The organism is Coleofasciculus sp. C1-SOL-03, assembly GCF_040220555.1.
Lineage (GTDB): Bacteria > Cyanobacteriota > Cyanobacteriia > Cyanobacteriales > Coleofasciculaceae > Coleofasciculus.
Genome location: NZ_JAVJUO010000212.1, coordinates 1 through 17,462, shown reverse-complemented (window position 1 = coordinate 17,462; position 17,462 = coordinate 1). Strand labels below are relative to the sequence as shown.

The window sequence follows — 17,462 nt, the reverse complement described above, 5'->3', positions numbered from 1 at the left end:
GCACTACCGCCATTCCGCAACTTTAAGAAGTTGGGGTATTTAGCACGACCTGCCCAGAAATTGGTAAACGCTTTTTGCAAGTTCCTTGGGTCCCTGCTGCAATGGTACACAACTCACGTCATTAAGAAATTGCAAGTCTTCAAGCTTTTTCCAATCTGTCAGCATAGCGGATGTCTGTTTATAGTTAATCCGCTCTTGCCTTTCGTACCAACCTTCAGTCCGAGTATATAACGCCAAGTTGTAAACCAACCGAACACAACCCAACGTGCGGCGCAAGAGTTGCTCTTGTTCCGGCGTTGGGTAAAAACGGTATCGGTAGGCGCGTTGAGTCATAGCTCACATCGTACTACATTTCCTGTGAAAGCGCCAGCTTGACTTGAAAACGCGGCTTTCGGAGCATCGCTGAAAGCGAGGGTCGGAAAGCCGCGAAGATAGATGAATTCTTGCCTATTTAGGTTTCAGGTTAGATAGACTAACATAGGACGAGATATATCTAGAGTTCATTATTGCCGGACACAGCGCGATCGCTTGCGTCAGCGAACACAGGCTATAGCCTTGACAGCTAGTCCTTGGACTCAGCAATTATCCTTACAGCAGCTATTGAGTTAGCTGCTTAGTAGCGTCCGGCTAGCAGGTGTGGAGCAAGACCAACGAAATTTTTAAATAAACTTCCGAATGACCAGTATCAACCTATGAAAGACAACGGTGTCAGAACTAACAAGCAACTGCTGCTGATTGACGATGACCCTAATCTGATTTTGCTCGTTAAGGACTACCTAGAGTTTCGCGGGTATGAAGTGATCACGGCGGAAAATGGTCGAGAGGCGCTGGACGTTCTCGCTCAAGACATTCCCGACATGATCATTTGTGATGTGATGATGCCAGAGATGGATGGCTATGCCCTGGTTGAGTATGTTCGCCAAGATCCGCGCATGAACTGGGTTCCTGTCCTATTTCTTTCTGCTAAGGGACAAAGCAATGATCGGGTGAAGGGACTCAACACTGGCGCTGATGTTTACATGGTCAAACCCTTTGAGCCAGAAGAATTGGTTGCTCAAGTTGAATCGTCTCTGAGACAGGCTAGCCGCTTAACCACTCGCCCTCAAACACCTGGAGGAGAGCCACCGTCTAACCTTAAGGTTCCTGCCAATGTGGAATTAACACCAACGGAACTGAAGGTGGTACAGTTTGTGGCACGCGGATTGGCAAATCGGGAAATTGCTAAGGAGCTTAAGGTGAGCCAGCGCACGATTGAAAGCCATGTGTCTAATATGCTGGGCAAAACCGGATTACATAATCGTACTGAATTAGCACGTTGGGCGATTGAAAGTTGTCAAGTTTAGTTGTCACATTGGTCATTGGTTGACTCGCCCAGCTTTCAGACGTGCCATGGCACGTCTCTACAAGTTCCCCTAGCTCCCCTTAGTTCCATTTTGTGATTCATAGTTCGTTACAATTAAAACGATGAATCAAGGACAAATGAAAAAGGACAAAGGACAAAGGACAAATGACCGATGGCTGAACTTCCTCAAACCTTAGACGAAGCGATCGCTCAAGCTCGCGAAGCGACACAAGCTGCCCTCAATGATGGATACACTCGCCTGCAAGTCGAGTTAGTTTTTCCAGAGATTGCCCTGCAAGCCCAATCCATTGCATGGCAATTTACCCCGATCTTTGAACAGTATGGTTCGGGGCTAAAGGTTCTCTTTCCGGATGCTGGGGCGGCGGCACTCGCCCGTCGAGACTGGGGAGAAACCCCGTTTAAAGTAACAGACATTGGCACCAGTCGATCCCCTGTCGAAAGTAGGATTAAGCCAGAGGATGAGGCGTTTTTGATTGTTTCCCCCTCGGCGGTGGAAGTGAGTCAAGTGGAAAAACTCTGCAATTTGGCAGGCGATCGCCCCTGTATTTTACTCACGCCTCAGCTTGAAGATCTGAAAGTGGTGGGTATTGGCTACGCCGCTCGTCAACTCCGGGAACGGTTTCTCAATACCATCACCTCTTGTTACTACGTCCAACCTCTGGATGGGGCGGCTCTATTCCGGGTGTATCCGGGACTGTGGCAAATCTGGCTGGAACAGGAAAATGCCTATCAGCTTATTGCTGAAGAACCGCAAAAACCTGTAGGAGATGCCATAGAACTGATTATTGCTAAAGTAACAGGTAGCGGTGACTCAGAAGACGTGCCTGCCCCCAAAAAACCAGGGTTTCTCTCTACACTACAGAGCTTTTTAGACGCATTGAGTCGTTAATCAAACATCTAAACGCTAAACCTCAAAAACCTACTATATCTAGCGTCTTTTTCGCAAAAATGTTGAAAAAGCGCTATCTATGCTATGATTCTAGACTTTATGACATCAATGTAATAATTGAAATTGCATAAAAAATTGCGATAGAGGGTGCAAAAACCGACCGTAAATCTTCCCTGGAACATGTCCAATGAATCCTTCTTGTGAGGAGAATGAGCCAAACCTATTCCATGGGGAAGCATCTCTCCAAGCCTTTTTCGATCTTTCTGCTGATTTGTTGTGTATCCGTGACAGTAACGGATATTTTAGAGAACTCAACTCAGTATGGGAAAAGACTCTAGGCTGGACGTTGGATGAACTGCGATCGCGTCCTTGGTTAGAGTTTGTTCATCCGGATGATATGGCATTCACCTTTGATATGGAGCATCAATGTCACACTCTCCCAGATAATAAAACCCCCATCCGCCTTAAAAATCGCTTTCGTTGTCGAGACGGAAGCTATCGTTGGCTGTCTTGGCGTTTGGGAACCTATCAAAATGATCTCAGCCATGGCATCGCCCAAGATGTCACCGGAAGCAATTGGCGAGGGAGTCAGGCATATCGCAAAGGAGTCCAGGAAACCGTTAAGCTACGCGATCAAGCGATCGCGGCGAGTAGTGTCGGCATTGTCATTGCCGATGCCCGGTTGCCAGATATGCCGCTTATCTATGTTAATCCTGCCTTTGAGAGAATCACGGGTTACTCTGACGCTGAAGTCTTGGGTTATAATTGTCGTTTCTTGCAAGGAAAAGATACCAGTCAGTCGGCAGTTGATCAACTCCGTGCGGCGATTAAAGCCGGAGAAAATTGCACCGTTACCTTACTCAATTACCGGAAAGATGGAACACCGTTCTGGAATGAGTTGACAATTTCGCCTATTTATGACGATAGAAATGACCTCACTCATTTTGTTGGAATTCAGTCGGATATTAGCGATCGGATAAAAGCGGAACAAGCCCTACGTTTAGAACAACAAAAGTCAGAACGGTTATTACTGAATATTTTGCCCCAGCCTATTGTTGACCAATTAAAACAGTTTGAGGGAAGTTTAGCCCAACAATTTACAGAAGCAACTATCTTATTTGCTGATATTGTCGGATTTACGCACCTTTCGGCTCAAATGTCTCCCTTAGAACTGCTTAATTTATTAAATCAGATTTTCTCTATTTTTGATAAATTAGCCGAAAAACATGGTATTGAAAAAATAAAAACGATTGGCGATGCTTATATGGCGGTGGCAGGTTTACCGATCGCGAATGATCATCATGCTGAAGCCATTGCTAACATGGCGTTGGATATGCAACAAGCCATTCAACAGTTTAAAACACCACAAGGGGAACCCTTCCAAATTCGCATTGGCATTAATACGGGTTTAGTAGTGGCTGGTGTAATTGGGATTAAAAAGTTCAGTTATGATCTGTGGGGAGATGCGGTGAATGTGGCATCTCGCATGGAATCATTGGGTCTTCCGGGAAAAATTCAAGTCACGGCGGCGACGAAAGAGCGTTTGCAGGATCAGTATGTATTTGAAGAACGAGGTGCGATCGCGGTTAAGGGAAAAGGGGAAATGACCAGCTATTGGCTTGTCGGGAAACAGGAGTTGTAGAGACGTAGCATGGCACGTCTGGGAGATGGGGAAGATGGGAGTTAATGCAAAATTCAGTCAGGGCGGGTTTTGTACTCCAGTTAGGATCAATTATCAATGTTAGTCCCTAAACCCGCCCCTACACACTCAAAACTATACTACAGTTGTTTAACATAAACGCGATCGCACCGCTTTGTCTCTACCCCTGTGGTGGGCTGATAACCGCTACTTTCATAAAGCTGGATGGCTTCTTTGAGAACGTTGGCGGTTTCAATCCAAATTTGTTGGAAACCCCGACTAGCGATTGCTTGTTCAAGCTGTTGCAACAAAAATTTACCCAATCCTTGCCCTCTCACCTCTGGAAGCAGGTACATTTTGCGGATTTCCGCAGCGTTTTCGCCACGTTCAACAGGATAATATGCCGATGTTCCCACAACTGTACCTTGGTATTCGATCACCCAAAACTCTCCCCCAACCGTTTGATAAAAGGTTTCGACGTCAACCACATCGCGATCGGCTCCCCTAGGTTCCCAGGTTAAGCCGTATTCTGACAAGACAGAACCAATCACCTCAGCGGCGGCGGCGCGATCGCGCGGTTCCCAGTCACGAATTAAAAAGTCACGGTAATAGGTTTTCATATAAGTACCTGGACATAAATTTTGTTTTCTGTACTAAGAAATGTTAACAAACATCAAACTTTGACTGTTCCCGGTTAAGAGTTTTCCAATCTCAACCGTCTTACACTAGATTAATGAACAATAAACCACAAATTGCAAATAATGCTCAACCTCTGGGATATTGCCGCGATCGATCAACATGCTCATAACCTACTGAACCCCTCCACCACAAAGCCTTATCCTTACACAGCAGCTTTTACGGAAGGGTATCATCCTGATATTATTAATCATCATGCCCGTTATAGCCTATTCTACCATCGTAGTTTACGGGATATTGCTCAACTTTTAGATTGTGAGCCAACAGAAGCTGTAATTCTTGAACATCGCAGGCAACTGGGGTTAGACAAACTCACGCAGAAATGTTTCCAGAGTTCTAACCTTGAGGCAGTTTTTCTCGATGATGGCTTTTTGCCCGATGATATTCTACCACTGGAATGGCATCAGCAATTTGTGCCTGTGCAGCGGATTCTGCGATTGGAATATCTGGCAGAAAAGCTGATTATAGAGTCAGACAATTTTAAGACATTTTGGGAACAGTTCCGCCGTCAGCTTGATCCACCATCGGCGGAAATTGTGGGATTTAAAAGTGTTGCCGCCTACCGAACAGGTTTAGATATTCAATGGACACCTAAGGAGTTTGCTAAACAACGATTTTATGAGATCAAGCCAACATCAAGTCAATCCTTACGCCTATCAGACAAGCCATTTATTGATTTCCTAATCACCCAAGCCCTAGAAATTGCTGGCAAATACCAGCTACCCATACAATTTCATACAGGGTTTGGTGACCCGGATTTAGATCTGCGCTTGAGTAATCCTTTGTATCTGCGATCGTTCTTGGAAGATAAACGCTGTGAAAATGTCCCCATTGTGCTACTACACGCGGCTTATCCCTATAGTCAGGATGCTGGATATTTAGCATCCGTTTATCCTCAAGTCTATCTAGATTTTGGATTAGCCGTTCCGTTTTTGAGTCATGCTGGAATGCGTCGAACGGTGCAGCAACTGTTAGAATTGACGCCAACCAGTAAACTGATGTATTCCTCAGATGCTCACAATATTCCAGAATTGTATTATTTGGGCGCAAAATGGGGGCGAGAAGTGTTAAGTCAGGTGTTAGATGGGGCGATCCAGGATGGTGATTTGACAGCGAAGGAAGCTGAGTCAGTGGCTGGTGCAATTCTCTGTGAAAATGCCCGAAAACTTTATTTTAAAAAGTCATAAATAATAAGCCCTTTCCATAGAATTGATATAGCGAGATTATATCTGTAGGGGCGGGTTTAGGGACTAACATTGATAATTGACCCTAACTGGAGTACAAAACCCGCCCTTTCCATAGAATTGATATAGCGAGATCATATTTGTAGGGGCAGGTTTAGGGACTAACATTGATAATTGCTCCTAACTGGAGTACAAAACCCGTCCTTTCCACAGAATTGACTCTATCCAACCTACTTGAATGGTTGAAATGCTACAACATCTTAAGAGGTGGAACCAGACTAAAATGCTAATATGCCTTCCCATAAGTTTCGTCGCCAGTTGCGTCAAGAAGCCCAGCAATGGCAAAGTGAGGGGTTAATTGATGCCTCTGTCTATGAACAACTTGCCCAACGCTACCAATTTGGGGAACTCGAAACGGCTTCCCGTAACCAATTTGTCTCGATTCTCCTGTTGATTGGCAGTATCCTTTTAGGTGTGGGCGCGATCGCCTTTTTCGCCGCCAACTGGCAAGTTTGGTCGCGAGAGTTGAAAGTGGCGTTACTCCTGCTGCTGTTTATTGGATTCAATACAGCAGGCTTTGTTCTGTGGCGACGTCCTCCGAAAGCAAGACAACGCCGTTTAGGACAAGTATTGTTGGTGCTTGGGGCGCTGATATTGGGGGTAAATATGGCGCTGATATCCCAACTCTTTCAGCAAAATCGACCCGCTTACCAATTGCTGCTGCTGTGGGGACTGGGTGTTTTAGGGATGGCGTATAGCTTGCGGCTAACTGGCTTAGGGATACTTTCTGCACTTTTGATCGGAATTGGATATATTCAGGGACAAGGACAACCGGAATTTTTGGCGATTGGAGAAATAGCTTGGCTACGGTTGATGGTACGATTTATGCCCGTCGTCGCTGGTGTGATGTTTATTCCCTTAGCCTACTGGTGCGGTTCTCGGTGGATATTTCGCCTCGGTGCGATCGCAGTGATTTATTCCTTGGAGGTGAACTTAGTACGCCTCAACGTTTTAGTCGCCCCCGCCTGGGTTAGCGCGATCGCTTGCGCCCTTCCGCCAGCATTATTATGGGGGTACACAGATGGGTTCTGGAGACGGTATCTTCCTCATACTAAGTCTTTCGAGAGTACAGCCCGCACACTTGCCGTTATTTTCCTCAGTCTCTTATTTTCCCTCTTATCGTTCTATTGGATGTGGAACGTCTCGTTTGTGCCATCTGCCAATAACACCTCTCATGTACCCTGGTATATTTTGGTCAATCTGTTTATCTTAGTCAGTGTAACAATTGGGGAATGGCTGCATAGGTGGCGTCAGTGCGATCGCACTACAGGCATTGTGGCATTCATGATTGTGATTAGCGCCATTATTCCCTATTGGCATCTCAGGACAGGTGCTTTAGATATCGCAGCGGTGTTAATTTTCAATTTACTCTTACTTTTCTTGGCTGTCGGTATCATCCGTAAAGGAATCACCCAAGCCCAACGACGCTTTTTCTGGGGAGGGTTAGTGCTATTAACGTTGCAAATATTAGGTCGGATGGTTGAATACAATACCGATTTATTATTCAAATCCCTGGTCTTTTTACTGTGCGGTTGCGTTATTATAGCAGCTGGGGTAACTTTTGAATACTATATTCGCGCTCAACACTCTAAATAGGGGCTGCTGAATAAGTGTTGTGGTGGGGAGAGGCACTAGGGAATAGGCTTTCTTGCAACAGTTTCAACCCTCTGTCGAGGGAAAATTTGGCGCTGACAGAGACGCCTCGACATTTATCCTAGTTAATCTAGAAGAGCTAACATTCTCAAGATAAATGAGTATTTAAAATGATAAATGACACGACCCCTTCTATTCCTTTCCGACGATTTGGTTTGACTCTATTATTCCAGACTGTGTTAATCCTGTCAGTTCCTGCCCAAGCGATTTATACTCATATCACGGGTAAAGTAATCATTTTGCAAACAGCTCCCTTAGAACCCTACAATCTATTGCGAGGCTACTCTCAAACCATGAGGTATGACATTTCTAGTCAAGAGCAATTACGTGGTTTACCAGGTTGGAACAGTTTACCTAAACAACAAAGTGATGACGACATCGTAACTTTTATTAAACCAGGAACTCACTTTTATGTGATTTTAGCTGAACCAATTTCACTCAGGTTGCCTGGACTACCACAACCTTGGGAACCGATTGCACTCAGCCTCGAACGTCCTGCCAATCTCAACAACAATCAGGTTGTTTTGAAAGGGATTGCCCAGCGGGGGTTAATTGAGTATGGACTCGAAAAGTATAATATGCCTGAAGCCGAACGGAATCAGATTAATGAGGATCTGCGAACAGCCAGACAAGCCAATCCCGAACCAACTCAACAAGTCCCTCCTATTGTGATGGAAGTTAAAGTTGATGCTTGGGGAAATGCCGTTCCAATTAGTCTTTGGGTGCGGACTGGTGAAACTGATCAACCAAAGATTCGCCAATATCGCCTCTGATTTAGTCATTCGTCTTATGTCATTTGTTCTTCATAGTGAAGGTTGTCGGTTGGGTTTCGACTTCGCTCAACCCCACAAAACCAAAGGCTAAATCCCTTACTATGCACTGTGTAACGCCCCGGCAATTGAATCAGGGCGGGTTTTGTTGATATGTTATCAATAAGTTAGGGCGGGTTTTGTCTCGGTTGTTGCAAGTTGGATTAATCAGGAGAATAAGTGACTTCTACTCTCCAATCCGTTCCTCTGAATTCAGCAACTTCAAATACTTGCGGATTAAACCAATGGTTACGGCTGGCAATTCAAGCTGAGGAGTCAATCCAACATCCTCAAGGGTTTGAAAGACTTGAACGGCTTTCGGATTGAGCGCCGCCAGTCGTTTGCCAATTTCTGGGCTGGTAAATTCAGATTTTTGCCCCCAGATAATTGCCGTGGGAGTGGTCAGTTGAGTAATGTACAGGGATAGGTCAAAGCATAAGTCTCCCCGCACAAACGAAAGCGCTGCATATTCAGCATTGGGTTGTTGAGCTGAGGCTAAATAAGCCTCCACAATTTCTGAGTAAATTCGGCTGGGACGAGCAAATTGTCGGTTTTCTAAGAAACTGCGGATACCGCCTTCAGTGGCGACGCCAGTGGTGTAGAGGATGCGATCCAGAATCGGTGTACTAATTAACTGGGCAAAAAAGCTGCGTGTGTAGTCTTCCCCGAAATCAGAGAGTCCTGATGGAGTGGTGAGAATCAGGGACTTATACAGTTCAGGACGTGCGATCGCGGCTCGGATGGTCAAAGCGGCGGTTAGAGACGAGGCAATGACTGGTGTGCCTTGAGGACAAGTTTGCTCTAGGAATTCATTAATGGTGGTGATGTAGTCATCAATCTGGTAATTGCGTTCCGGATGCTCTGAACGTCCCCAACCGATGAGGTCTGGGGCGAAAATACGGTATTCATTGGCAAATGCGGGATAGACCTTTGACCACTCATACGCCGATGAGCCACCCCCAAAGCCATGCAAAAACACTAATGTTGGTCGTTCTTCTGGCTCAGGGGTTTCTGGGCTTTGCCACGGCATGTCATCAGCCGTGTAGTATGCCATGCGTCCCAGTGAGGTCACTAATGAGTGTTGTTTAAAACCGTTGGGTTCGATCATGTCTCCACCTTATCGCTGTTGTTATCATGCCTGATTTTAGGGTCGAGAGCCTCTGACTTTGAGTTGATTTCCTGAATCGGGTACTCTTCGGTCAAAGTCAGTCAAGCTTGGAAAAAAGCGTTAAAATCATCAGCTTTAAACCGAGGGAACTTTCCTGACTATTATTTCATCGGAGGATTTTATGTAAGTGGACGTTTGCACACGAAAGGGTACAAACTCATATCAGTAATCCGGTAAAAAACCCTTGTAGCTTTGAGTGATATGGTTCCAGGGAGCATTATGGCGGCTGAGTTTTAATTTGATCATCATCAGCCTGTAGACGTGATTTGCCAGCAGAGTGGAGATATCGGGTGATTTTGAGATCAGGAGATTTGAGCGGTGATTTAAACCTGAAATTTAACATTTTTTCTAGGCTGATGGAGCTATAAGCCGTCTGGTGTTCGAGTGACTCAATTGATTTATTTGTTGTTTAAAATCTGTTATAACAATGCAATGCAATTTACAGTTACAGGAAATTATAGATGATAACCTGATCAAGCCGCAAGCGGCGATCGCTTCTCCTGGCTGGGATATAGCTGAATATGAGTCGAGTTTACTCGTGATAAGACCGAAGAGTGTCTGCCTTAACTTGGAAGCGTTAACCTGTTTTGAAGTGGTAGAGCATCAATTTCATCACTTGGGCGTGACATTTAAAAACGCGATCGCTCTACAGCCATCAAACCCCGCTTATCCTCCCCGCTCTGGTACCATTGTACTCATGGCGGCACCTAAAAGCGGTTGGCTAGAAGCAACATTTTCGCAGCCGATTACTTGGTTCTGCTGCTATGCCACGAGCTCCCAGCGAACGATTATGTCTGCCTACGACTCCCAGGGTATACTTATTGATCAAGTGATGACTCAATCCAATTTAGCTGGGTCGGATTCACCGACACCTGCCAATACCCCGCTACAGATTAATGCGCCGAATATCTCTCGCATCACATTCTATTCCTTTGACGGTCAACTGACCCTGGATGACTTAAGTTTTGAGATTTGAGTCAACTCATCTCCCCCATCTCCCCCTGCTCCCCTTGCTTCCCCTGCTTCCCCTGCTTCCCCTGCTCCCCCTGCTTCCCCTGCTCCCCCTGCTCCCCCACCCTGATGCAATTCGCCCCACTCTATCCCCTTCTCTACCCAATCCTGAAAACCGCCTTTCCCGATTGCCTGTGGTCAGGTTCGCCCCAGTCACGAACCATTGCTCTCACGTTTGATGATGGTCCTCACCCCCAGTACACTCCCCAACTACTGCATGTTCTAGAACGCTACGATATAAAAGCCAGTTTTTTCTGGTTAGGTACTCGCGTCAAATCAGCAGCAACCGTTGCCCGTGAAGTCTACGCCCAAGGTCACTGGATTGGATTGCACGGCTACCATCACCACTCCTTCCCCTGGATGACACCAGAGGCACTCCAGCAAAGTTTAGAACAAACCCAAGCCGCAATTAGCCAAGCATGTGGACTGAACTCCGATCGCCTGCGGGATGTTCGTCCCCCGAATGGTTTGTTTACTCCCCAAACCCTCAGACTATTACACCAATGGCACTATCGCCCTGTCATGTGGAGTGTTGTTCCAGAAGATTGGGTACGTCCGGGGACTTCAGTTGTGATCCGGCGAGTCCTACAGCAAGTCCGGAATGGATCGCTGCTTGTGTTGCATGATGGTTCCTGTGGAGGAGAAGATGTTACCCAAACTACAGCCACGTTAATCCCCACTCTGCTGGAGCAAGGATATAACTTTGTGACCATTGATCAACTATGGCACCTCAAACGTGACAGTCTTGCTGTGAACTAAGTTGGCGTTAGCGCTATCTGTAGAGTGGCACAGCCGAAAAACTGCCATTCTTACAACTATATATAGAGTTAACTCTCTGCCTTGTCTCCATCTTCGACTGCCAGCTCACACTAGATGACACAAGCGTTACGGATTGTAACCATATCGGTGAATTTCACTCAGATTTTAAACACAAATCCTCTGATTGTGTGCTAAAACAAATGTTTTACACACTATTGAGCCTTCGTGACTTATGCATTACCTCTACCCTCAAAAAATTTGTTGCATGTACGCCGAACTTCGCTAACGTAGTCAAAGAAGAATAATCGTCTCAATACAGAACATTTGTACTAGAACAGGGTGATTTCATGAACTCTAGAGAAACTAAGGCTGTTGAACTATCAGCTAACTTCATTAAAATGGCTGATCACATTTCAGCTATTTGTCCGGGACGAACCCGTCTCGCCCTAGAGTACATTAAAGAAGGATTGACATAACCAGGAGACATCAAGAGACTGTTTGAGTTTCGATGGTTCTCCCCAGGGTAACCGGAAAGCTTACGACTCTATCACGCACTTCCATCAGATTAGACTTAGTCCCTCAATTCATTGGCCCATGCAAATCGAGGAAAGACAATCTATAATGGTTTCATTCTTTAGGCAAACAGTCATTTCGCGTAAAAGCTCTTAACGGCTGAAGATGATCAGCCAATCTAAGATGCCCAAAAGCGCGAACAAGTTTTTTGAATTAAAGCTAGAATCAAAAAGTCTCAACAGCCGCCAGGATTCAAATTACTTTACCCGGCATTCATATCCATGTTGAGTTAAGAGGAATAAATTTCATCTGAGTTTCTCCGGCTCAACAATTCAATAACCGATTAGAATGCAAAAGTAAGGTTAAATCACTGGCTAAACATTTAAGTAGATTACTCGACATCTACTGGTCTTTAACTGAAGGAGCATGAGGAAAAAGGCATGACCCAGGCACACGACGTACTTGCAACAATTTCTCAGCCTCAAAATGAGGTTGAATTCTTGCTAGAGGATGAAGCAACCCAAGACGAACTGGTGGACGTGAACGCGGACACCGTTCAACCCGAACCGGAGGAGGAAGACGGGAAGCCTGGTAAGGTGCGTTCTACCCGCCGCCGCACCCAAGCAAAAAAGAAGCATTATACCGAAGATTCCATTCGCCTCTACCTGCAAGAAATCGGTCGAATTAGGCTATTACGTGCTGATGAAGAAATTGAACTGGCGCGTAAAATTGCTGACTTATTGGAATTAGAACGGATTCGCGATCGCTTGTATGATCAGTTAGAGCGAGAACCAAAGGAAGGAGAATGGGCAAGTTCAGTCAACATGGAACTTCCCGCCTTTCGTAAACGCCTGTTCCTGGGTCGGCGGGCAAAAGAGAAAATGGTGCAGTCTAACCTGCGTCTAGTCGTGTCCATTGCCAAGAAATACATGAATCGGGGTCTATCATTTCAAGACCTGATTCAAGAAGGATCATTGGGATTAATTCGGGCGGCGGAAAAATTCGACCACGAGAAAGGGTACAAATTCTCAACCTACGCGACATGGTGGATTCGGCAAGCCATCACCCGTGCGATCGCCGATCAATCCCGTACCATTCGCCTCCCTGTTCACCTCTACGAAACCATCTCCCGGATCAAAAAGACCACCAAAATCCTCTCTCAAGAACTGGGTCGCAAACCCACCGAAGAAGAAATCGCAGACCGGATGGAAATGACCATCGAAAAACTGCGATTTATTGCTAAATCAGCCCAACTCCCCATCTCCCTGGAAACACCAATTGGGAAAGAAGAAGACTCTCGCCTGGGTGACTTCATCGAAGCCGATGGTGAAACGCCAGAAGACCAAGTATCTAAAAATCTGCTGCGGGAAGACTTAGAAAGCGTCCTGGATACCTTAAGCCCCCGCGAACGAGACGTACTCCGATTGCGCTATGGGTTAGATGATGGACGGATGAAAACCCTAGAAGAAATCGGTCAAATCTTTGCCGTGACCCGCGAACGCATTCGCCAAATCGAGGCAAAAGCCCTGCGTAAACTACGCCATCCCAATCGCAACAGCATTCTCAAGGAATATATCCGCTAGGAATACACAAGAAAGCTGGGGTTCAGGCAATGAACACCCAGCTATTCTTAACCCATACTGTATGATGCAGTATTACATAAGTCCCCAGAAATGTAACACGCCTTGACCGGAAATATATTCCGTAATCAACGCGGCAACAAAACCAATCATCGCTAAACGACCATTCCAATTCTCAGCGTTCGCTGTGAACCCAAATTTGGCTTCTTTTTGCTGTTGCTCGTCCATAACTTCGTTGTTTTGGTTGCATTATGTAAATAAATGTAACGAATTGTTTGCAAAACGACAAGAATTGAGTCAAGTTGACGGAACCTGTTTATGCTGACAGATAACCTTACTCCTGTCAGATTGCTCTTGGCAATTCCAGCCAACTCCATCATTCGTCATGGCATAACGTGCAAATGATCCATCACCCATGACCGATGAAAAATAAATTTTATTTAAAGTTTGATTAAGGGATGTCTATCATTTCGACTCAACTGCCCACTCGACTCAACGATTATTACCAGCAGATTCGGATTATTCTCGATCGCCAAAACCCAATTACCGGATTATTACCTGCCAGTACAGCCGTCAACGCCCATGGTGACTACACCGATGCCTGGGTTAGGGATAACGTGTACAGCATTTTGGCAGTTTGGGGATTAGCCTTAGCGTACCGCAAACTCGACGCCGATAGTGGGCGCACCTTTGAACTGGAACAAAGTGTGGTCAAACTGATGCGGGGGCTGCTGTTTTGCATGATGCGGCAAGCCGCTAAAGTAGAACAATTCAAAGACAGCCAATCGCTGCTGGATGCGCTACACGCCAAGTATAATACCAGCACCGGAGATGTGGTGGTGGGCGATGATGAATGGGGTCATTTGCAGCTTGATGCCACCTCCCTATTCCTGCTGATGCTGGCTCAGATGACCGCATCGGGGTTACATATTGTTTACACCATTGCTGAAGTGCATTTCATTCAGAATCTGGTGTATTACATTGGTCGTACCTATCGTACACCCGATTATGGGATTTGGGAACGGGGGAATAAAGTTAATCACGGCAATCCTGAACTCAACGCCAGTTCCGTCGGTATGGCAAAAGCAGCGTTAGAGGCGATTAACGGGCTAGATTTATTTGGCGTGCGCGGGTCTCAAGCCTCCGTGATTCACGTTCTCCCCGATGAAATTGCGCGATCGCGGATTACGTTAGAATCCCTATTACCACGGGAATCAAGTTCCAAGGAAACTGATGCGGCGCTGTTAAGTGTGATTGGGTTTCCCGCCTTTGCCATTGAAGACGTGGAACTTTTGGATAGAACTCGCCAGAAAATCGTCGATAAATTACAGGGACTCTACGGATGTAAGCGATTCTTACGGGATGGACATCAAACAGTACTCGAAGATACCACCCGCTTGCACTATGAACCCTGGGAACTGCAACAATTTGAACATATTGAATGCGAGTGGCCCCTATTTTTTACCTACTTAGCCCTAGATGGCTGGTTTCGGGGAGACATAGAACAGGCGCGGAATTATCTGGGGCGTTTGGATACATTGCTGGTTGAGCAAGATGGGATGCGCTTATTACCGGAAGTGTATTACGTTCCCGAAGATAAAATTGAAGCCGAACGCAGGTCTCCCCATTCCCAAAATCGCAAACCCAATGAAAATTTGCCGCTTGTCTGGGCGCAGAGTTTGTATCTACTTGCCCAACTGCTGCATGAGGGATTAATTACGCGGGGAGATGTTGACCCCTTAGGGCGTCATTTTTGCGTAGGGCGTCATCAAGATCCGGTGGTACAAATTGCGCTATTGGCAGAGGATGAAGCCCTACAGACGCAACTCGCCGCTTATGGGATTGCCACCCAGACCCCGAAACAAGTTGATCCGGTGCAAGTGCGTCAGGCAACGGATTTATCCCGATTGTATGCCCAAATTGGACGGTGTGATTCCTTGGGATTAACCGGACGCCCGATTCGACGTCTGCGAAGTTTAACCACCTCTCGCATTTTTCGCTTCGGGAAAGAAACGATTGTGTTTTTGCCCGCATTTTTAGACCAGCAACAGTTTTATTTAACCCTGGATTATCATTTCCTGGTGGCTCAAATTAAAAGTGAACTGGCTTATATTCAACGCCACTGGGGTGAATTGGGACGTCCAACGGTGACGCTGCTATTAACGCATCAAATGGTGCAGACGGCAGAGGAAAGCCGTCATCCAGGACAAGAACAACTTCAGGGTTCGGCGTTACTGGAATTAATCCAAGAATTGCAAGAGGGATTCTGTAATGGGGTGCGGGTGAAGTTAGGGCGTTTAAATCAGTTAATGCTGACAGCGGGTGTTGAACGTATTGATACGCTGCAAGGGTTTGAGTTTAGTGATTCTGCGGTTCAAGATGCGGCATCACCTGAGTATTATCTGAGGAATCATCCGCTCAACAATGGTCCGTTAAGTCATACCCAGGAATTCTTGCTGGAATGTGAAACGAATCTGCAACTCTTGCTGGATAGTTTGCGGAATTCGGAAAATCTTTATGAGCAAATTGAATTATTACGCACCCTGAAAAACTTGCGGGGACTGGAGTTTGATACAGGATTTGGTCAACCGCAACGAGTGGTGACGGTGACGGATTTGCTGAATGAAGTGTATACCAGAGCCAGTAGTGAAGGAGCATCTCCCTACTGGGGTGTGATTCGTCAAGCGGCGGGGTTACTGAATAAAGTCGAAATTAGTTTGTCGGATGCGGTGACGGATATTTTGGTGCGCGGGAAGCAGATAACGGTTGGGAAAGCTTACAGTGAAGCGTCCCTGATTAAAACCCCGATGTCTCATCTGGAACTCCGGGCAAAGATTGACGAATTTTGTCGAGAAGATATTCGCGATCGCGTTTTAACTCAAGAAGTCTTGATTTACTTGAGTATTCTGATTAAATCTGAACCCCATCTGGTTGATGGCTTGCTGACGCTGCGAGTTGGGTATTTAATTCTGCTGTTGACGAGTGAACTGGCGGCTGAATTAGGTGTGACTCAGGATGAAGCCTATGAAGCATTGATGCGCTTGAGTCCCTTTGACATCAAAATGCGATTGCGTTCCTGTTTGGCGGGGTATGAAGGGGTTAACCAAAAATTACGCCAACAAGAATCGCTGCATGTTAAGCAACCGCAATATGCGATTAATTGGGTGATATTGCCAGAGGAGCAAATCTATATCGACGAAGACCTAACCACGGCGGGAAATTGGCTGAGAAAACGCCAACTGGATGGTAGTGCGGGTCGGGTGCCTAAAGACTTTTACCCGAAAGTCTGGCAAGTGATGAAACATTGTAAGGGTTTGGTGATTGGCGATAAATTAGAGCGTCGCAATCGCCTGGATAGTCAACCGCTGCTCTCGGAAATGACACCTGGAGAAAAGAATTTTGCCCTGCGGGTTGAGCATTTACTCAATAAAATTCAAGTGCCAACCTATCGACAGGTAAATATTGAGGCACTTGTGGAATTAGCCGCGATATTGGAACGAAATCCAGAGTTGGAAATTGAAGAATACATTGTCCTGGATGTGTTGATTGGTCATGCTGTGCGGTTAGGCTGGTTGGAGCGATATCCAGAACGAGCCGATAAGTATGACGAATATAAGGCAGCCGCTTGGCGGGCTTTTTATGATATGTCTCCTAAGCAGTGTGCGGCTTATATTGCTAAGGCGTTCCAGTTTTTGGCGCAAGTCGAACCCGCCAATGTTGCTTAATTTTGTCATTTGTCATTGGTCATTTGTTAGACAAGAAGGAAGAGGAAATAGGGTTAGATAGACTGTAGGGGCGGGTTTCACTATTATCGTTTTTTACCTCACCCAGATGCAACTAAACCCGCCCCGATCAAGGGTTGTGGAGGGGTGGGTTTTGTCTTTACTCCAAGATTCTCAGGTTACTTCGAGTGGACTGACACAGCTAAAATTGTGGAATAGATTTGACCGTGAAATTGGGCGCACGTCGGTGCGCCCCTACGGTTTCCGGGTATAATTAGGGCTTGCTGCACAAAGCCGAAACCCTTAACCATCAAGGGTTAGAAGGCTATTAAAGCTGAAGAAAGTGCGAGGTTTTGGCTCAAAAATGCTCTATATCAAGAGCTTTTTGGGAAGATGCGATGCAGAATCTGCCGAAG

General features: G+C 46.0%; 13 protein-coding genes and 1 pseudogene. 10 read left to right on the top strand and 4 right to left on the bottom strand.

The genetic code is table 11. The features are described from left to right. Positions 1-333: pseudogene (locus RIE73_RS32680) on the bottom strand (helix-turn-helix domain-containing protein); the annotation flags it as partial. A 359-nt stretch (positions 334-692) separates the two neighbouring features. Here RIE73_RS32680 and RIE73_RS32675 point away from each other — a divergent pair. The 3 genes from RIE73_RS32675 to RIE73_RS32665 all read left to right on the top strand — a co-directional run bounded on the left by RIE73_RS32675 (position 693) and on the right by RIE73_RS32665 (position 3,894). After that, positions 693-1,343, top strand: a complete 651-nt coding sequence (locus tag RIE73_RS32675; RefSeq protein ID WP_446405135.1) for a response regulator transcription factor — start codon at positions 693-695, stop codon at positions 1,341-1,343. Positions 1,344-1,514: 171 nt separating this feature from the next. Next, positions 1,515-2,252 carry a DUF1995 family protein gene (locus tag RIE73_RS32670; protein ID WP_446405134.1) on the top strand — a complete coding sequence of 246 codons (738 nt, stop codon included), beginning with the start codon at positions 1,515-1,517 and terminating at the stop codon, positions 2,250-2,252. Between the two features lie 187 nt (positions 2,253-2,439). Continuing rightward, positions 2,440-3,894 carry an adenylate/guanylate cyclase domain-containing protein gene (locus tag RIE73_RS32665; protein ID WP_446405133.1) on the top strand — a complete coding sequence of 485 codons (1,455 nt, stop codon included), beginning with the start codon at positions 2,440-2,442 and terminating at the stop codon, positions 3,892-3,894. Positions 3,895-4,031: 137 nt separating this feature from the next. Here RIE73_RS32665 and RIE73_RS32660 read toward each other — a convergent pair whose 3' ends face one another. After that, positions 4,032-4,511: a GNAT family N-acetyltransferase gene (locus tag RIE73_RS32660; protein WP_446405132.1), complete on the bottom strand. Its 480-nt coding sequence runs from the start codon at positions 4,509-4,511 to the stop codon at positions 4,032-4,034. 141 nt (positions 4,512-4,652) lie between these two features. On the opposite strand from RIE73_RS32660, the gene RIE73_RS32655 reads away from it, so the two are divergent. From RIE73_RS32655 to RIE73_RS32645, 3 genes are all read left to right on the top strand, one after another. Then, positions 4,653-5,774 carry an amidohydrolase family protein gene (locus RIE73_RS32655; protein ID WP_446405131.1) on the top strand — a complete coding sequence of 374 codons (1,122 nt, stop codon included), beginning with the start codon at positions 4,653-4,655 and terminating at the stop codon, positions 5,772-5,774. A 288-nt stretch (positions 5,775-6,062) separates the two neighbouring features. Next, positions 6,063-7,427, top strand: coding sequence for a DUF2157 domain-containing protein (locus tag RIE73_RS32650; protein WP_446405130.1), 1,365 nt, complete (start codon positions 6,063-6,065; stop codon positions 7,425-7,427). Between the two features lie 167 nt (positions 7,428-7,594). Next, on the top strand, positions 7,595-8,257 hold the full coding sequence (locus RIE73_RS32645; protein WP_446405129.1) for a GDYXXLXY domain-containing protein: 663 nt from the start codon (positions 7,595-7,597) through the stop codon (positions 8,255-8,257). A 223-nt stretch (positions 8,258-8,480) separates the two neighbouring features. Here RIE73_RS32645 and RIE73_RS32640 read toward each other — a convergent pair whose 3' ends face one another. Then, complete coding sequence (locus tag RIE73_RS32640; protein WP_446405128.1) at positions 8,481-9,401, bottom strand: alpha/beta fold hydrolase; 921 nt, start codon at positions 9,399-9,401, stop codon at positions 8,481-8,483. A gap of 487 nt (positions 9,402-9,888) precedes the next feature. On the opposite strand from RIE73_RS32640, the gene RIE73_RS32635 reads away from it, so the two are divergent. The 3 genes from RIE73_RS32635 (at position 9,889) to rpoD (ending at position 13,327) form a co-directional block, all read left to right on the top strand. Next, positions 9,889-10,437: a hypothetical protein gene (locus tag RIE73_RS32635; protein WP_446405127.1), complete on the top strand. Its 549-nt coding sequence runs from the start codon at positions 9,889-9,891 to the stop codon at positions 10,435-10,437. A 104-nt stretch (positions 10,438-10,541) separates the two neighbouring features. After that, positions 10,542-11,231, top strand: coding sequence for a polysaccharide deacetylase family protein (locus tag RIE73_RS32630; RefSeq protein WP_446405126.1), 690 nt, complete (start codon positions 10,542-10,544; stop codon positions 11,229-11,231). Between the two features lie 953 nt (positions 11,232-12,184). Beyond that, positions 12,185-13,327 (top strand): RNA polymerase sigma factor RpoD, encoded by a 1,143-nt coding sequence (gene rpoD, locus RIE73_RS32625; protein WP_446405125.1) that lies wholly within the window; start codon positions 12,185-12,187, stop codon positions 13,325-13,327. A 72-nt stretch (positions 13,328-13,399) separates the two neighbouring features. On the opposite strand, the gene RIE73_RS32620 is transcribed toward rpoD, so the two are convergent. Beyond that, positions 13,400-13,552, bottom strand: a complete 153-nt coding sequence (locus RIE73_RS32620; protein WP_446370107.1) for a chlorophyll a/b-binding protein — start codon at positions 13,550-13,552, stop codon at positions 13,400-13,402. A 230-nt stretch (positions 13,553-13,782) separates the two neighbouring features. On the opposite strand from RIE73_RS32620, the gene RIE73_RS32615 reads away from it, so the two are divergent. Next, positions 13,783-17,049 (top strand): glycoside hydrolase family 15 protein, encoded by a 3,267-nt coding sequence (locus RIE73_RS32615; protein WP_446405124.1) that lies wholly within the window; start codon positions 13,783-13,785, stop codon positions 17,047-17,049. Positions 17,050-17,462: the final 413 nt, after the last annotated feature.

Bases quoted from the DNA above. Each gene is read 5' to 3' on its own strand.
- RIE73_RS32675 (WP_446405135.1), top strand. From the start codon at position 693: ATGAAAGACAACGGTGTCAGAACTAACAAGCAACTGCTGCTGATTGAC.
- RIE73_RS32640 (WP_446405128.1), bottom strand. From the start codon at position 9,401: ATGATCGAACCCAACGGTTTTAAACAACACTCATTAGTGACCTCACTG.
- RIE73_RS32650 (WP_446405130.1), top strand. From the start codon at position 6,063: ATGCCTTCCCATAAGTTTCGTCGCCAGTTGCGTCAAGAAGCCCAGCAA.
- RIE73_RS32630 (WP_446405126.1), top strand. From the start codon at position 10,542: ATGCAATTCGCCCCACTCTATCCCCTTCTCTACCCAATCCTGAAAACC.
- RIE73_RS32655 (WP_446405131.1), top strand. From the start codon at position 4,653: ATGCTCAACCTCTGGGATATTGCCGCGATCGATCAACATGCTCATAAC.
- RIE73_RS32620 (WP_446370107.1), bottom strand. From the start codon at position 13,552: ATGGACGAGCAACAGCAAAAAGAAGCCAAATTTGGGTTCACAGCGAAC.
- RIE73_RS32635 (WP_446405127.1), top strand. From the start codon at position 9,889: ATGCAATGCAATTTACAGTTACAGGAAATTATAGATGATAACCTGATC.
- RIE73_RS32660 (WP_446405132.1), bottom strand. From the start codon at position 4,511: ATGAAAACCTATTACCGTGACTTTTTAATTCGTGACTGGGAACCGCGC.
- RIE73_RS32665 (WP_446405133.1), top strand. From the start codon at position 2,440: ATGAATCCTTCTTGTGAGGAGAATGAGCCAAACCTATTCCATGGGGAA.
- rpoD (WP_446405125.1), top strand. From the start codon at position 12,185: ATGACCCAGGCACACGACGTACTTGCAACAATTTCTCAGCCTCAAAAT.
- RIE73_RS32615 (WP_446405124.1), top strand. From the start codon at position 13,783: ATGTCTATCATTTCGACTCAACTGCCCACTCGACTCAACGATTATTAC.
- RIE73_RS32645 (WP_446405129.1), top strand. From the start codon at position 7,595: ATGATAAATGACACGACCCCTTCTATTCCTTTCCGACGATTTGGTTTG.
- RIE73_RS32670 (WP_446405134.1), top strand. From the start codon at position 1,515: ATGGCTGAACTTCCTCAAACCTTAGACGAAGCGATCGCTCAAGCTCGC.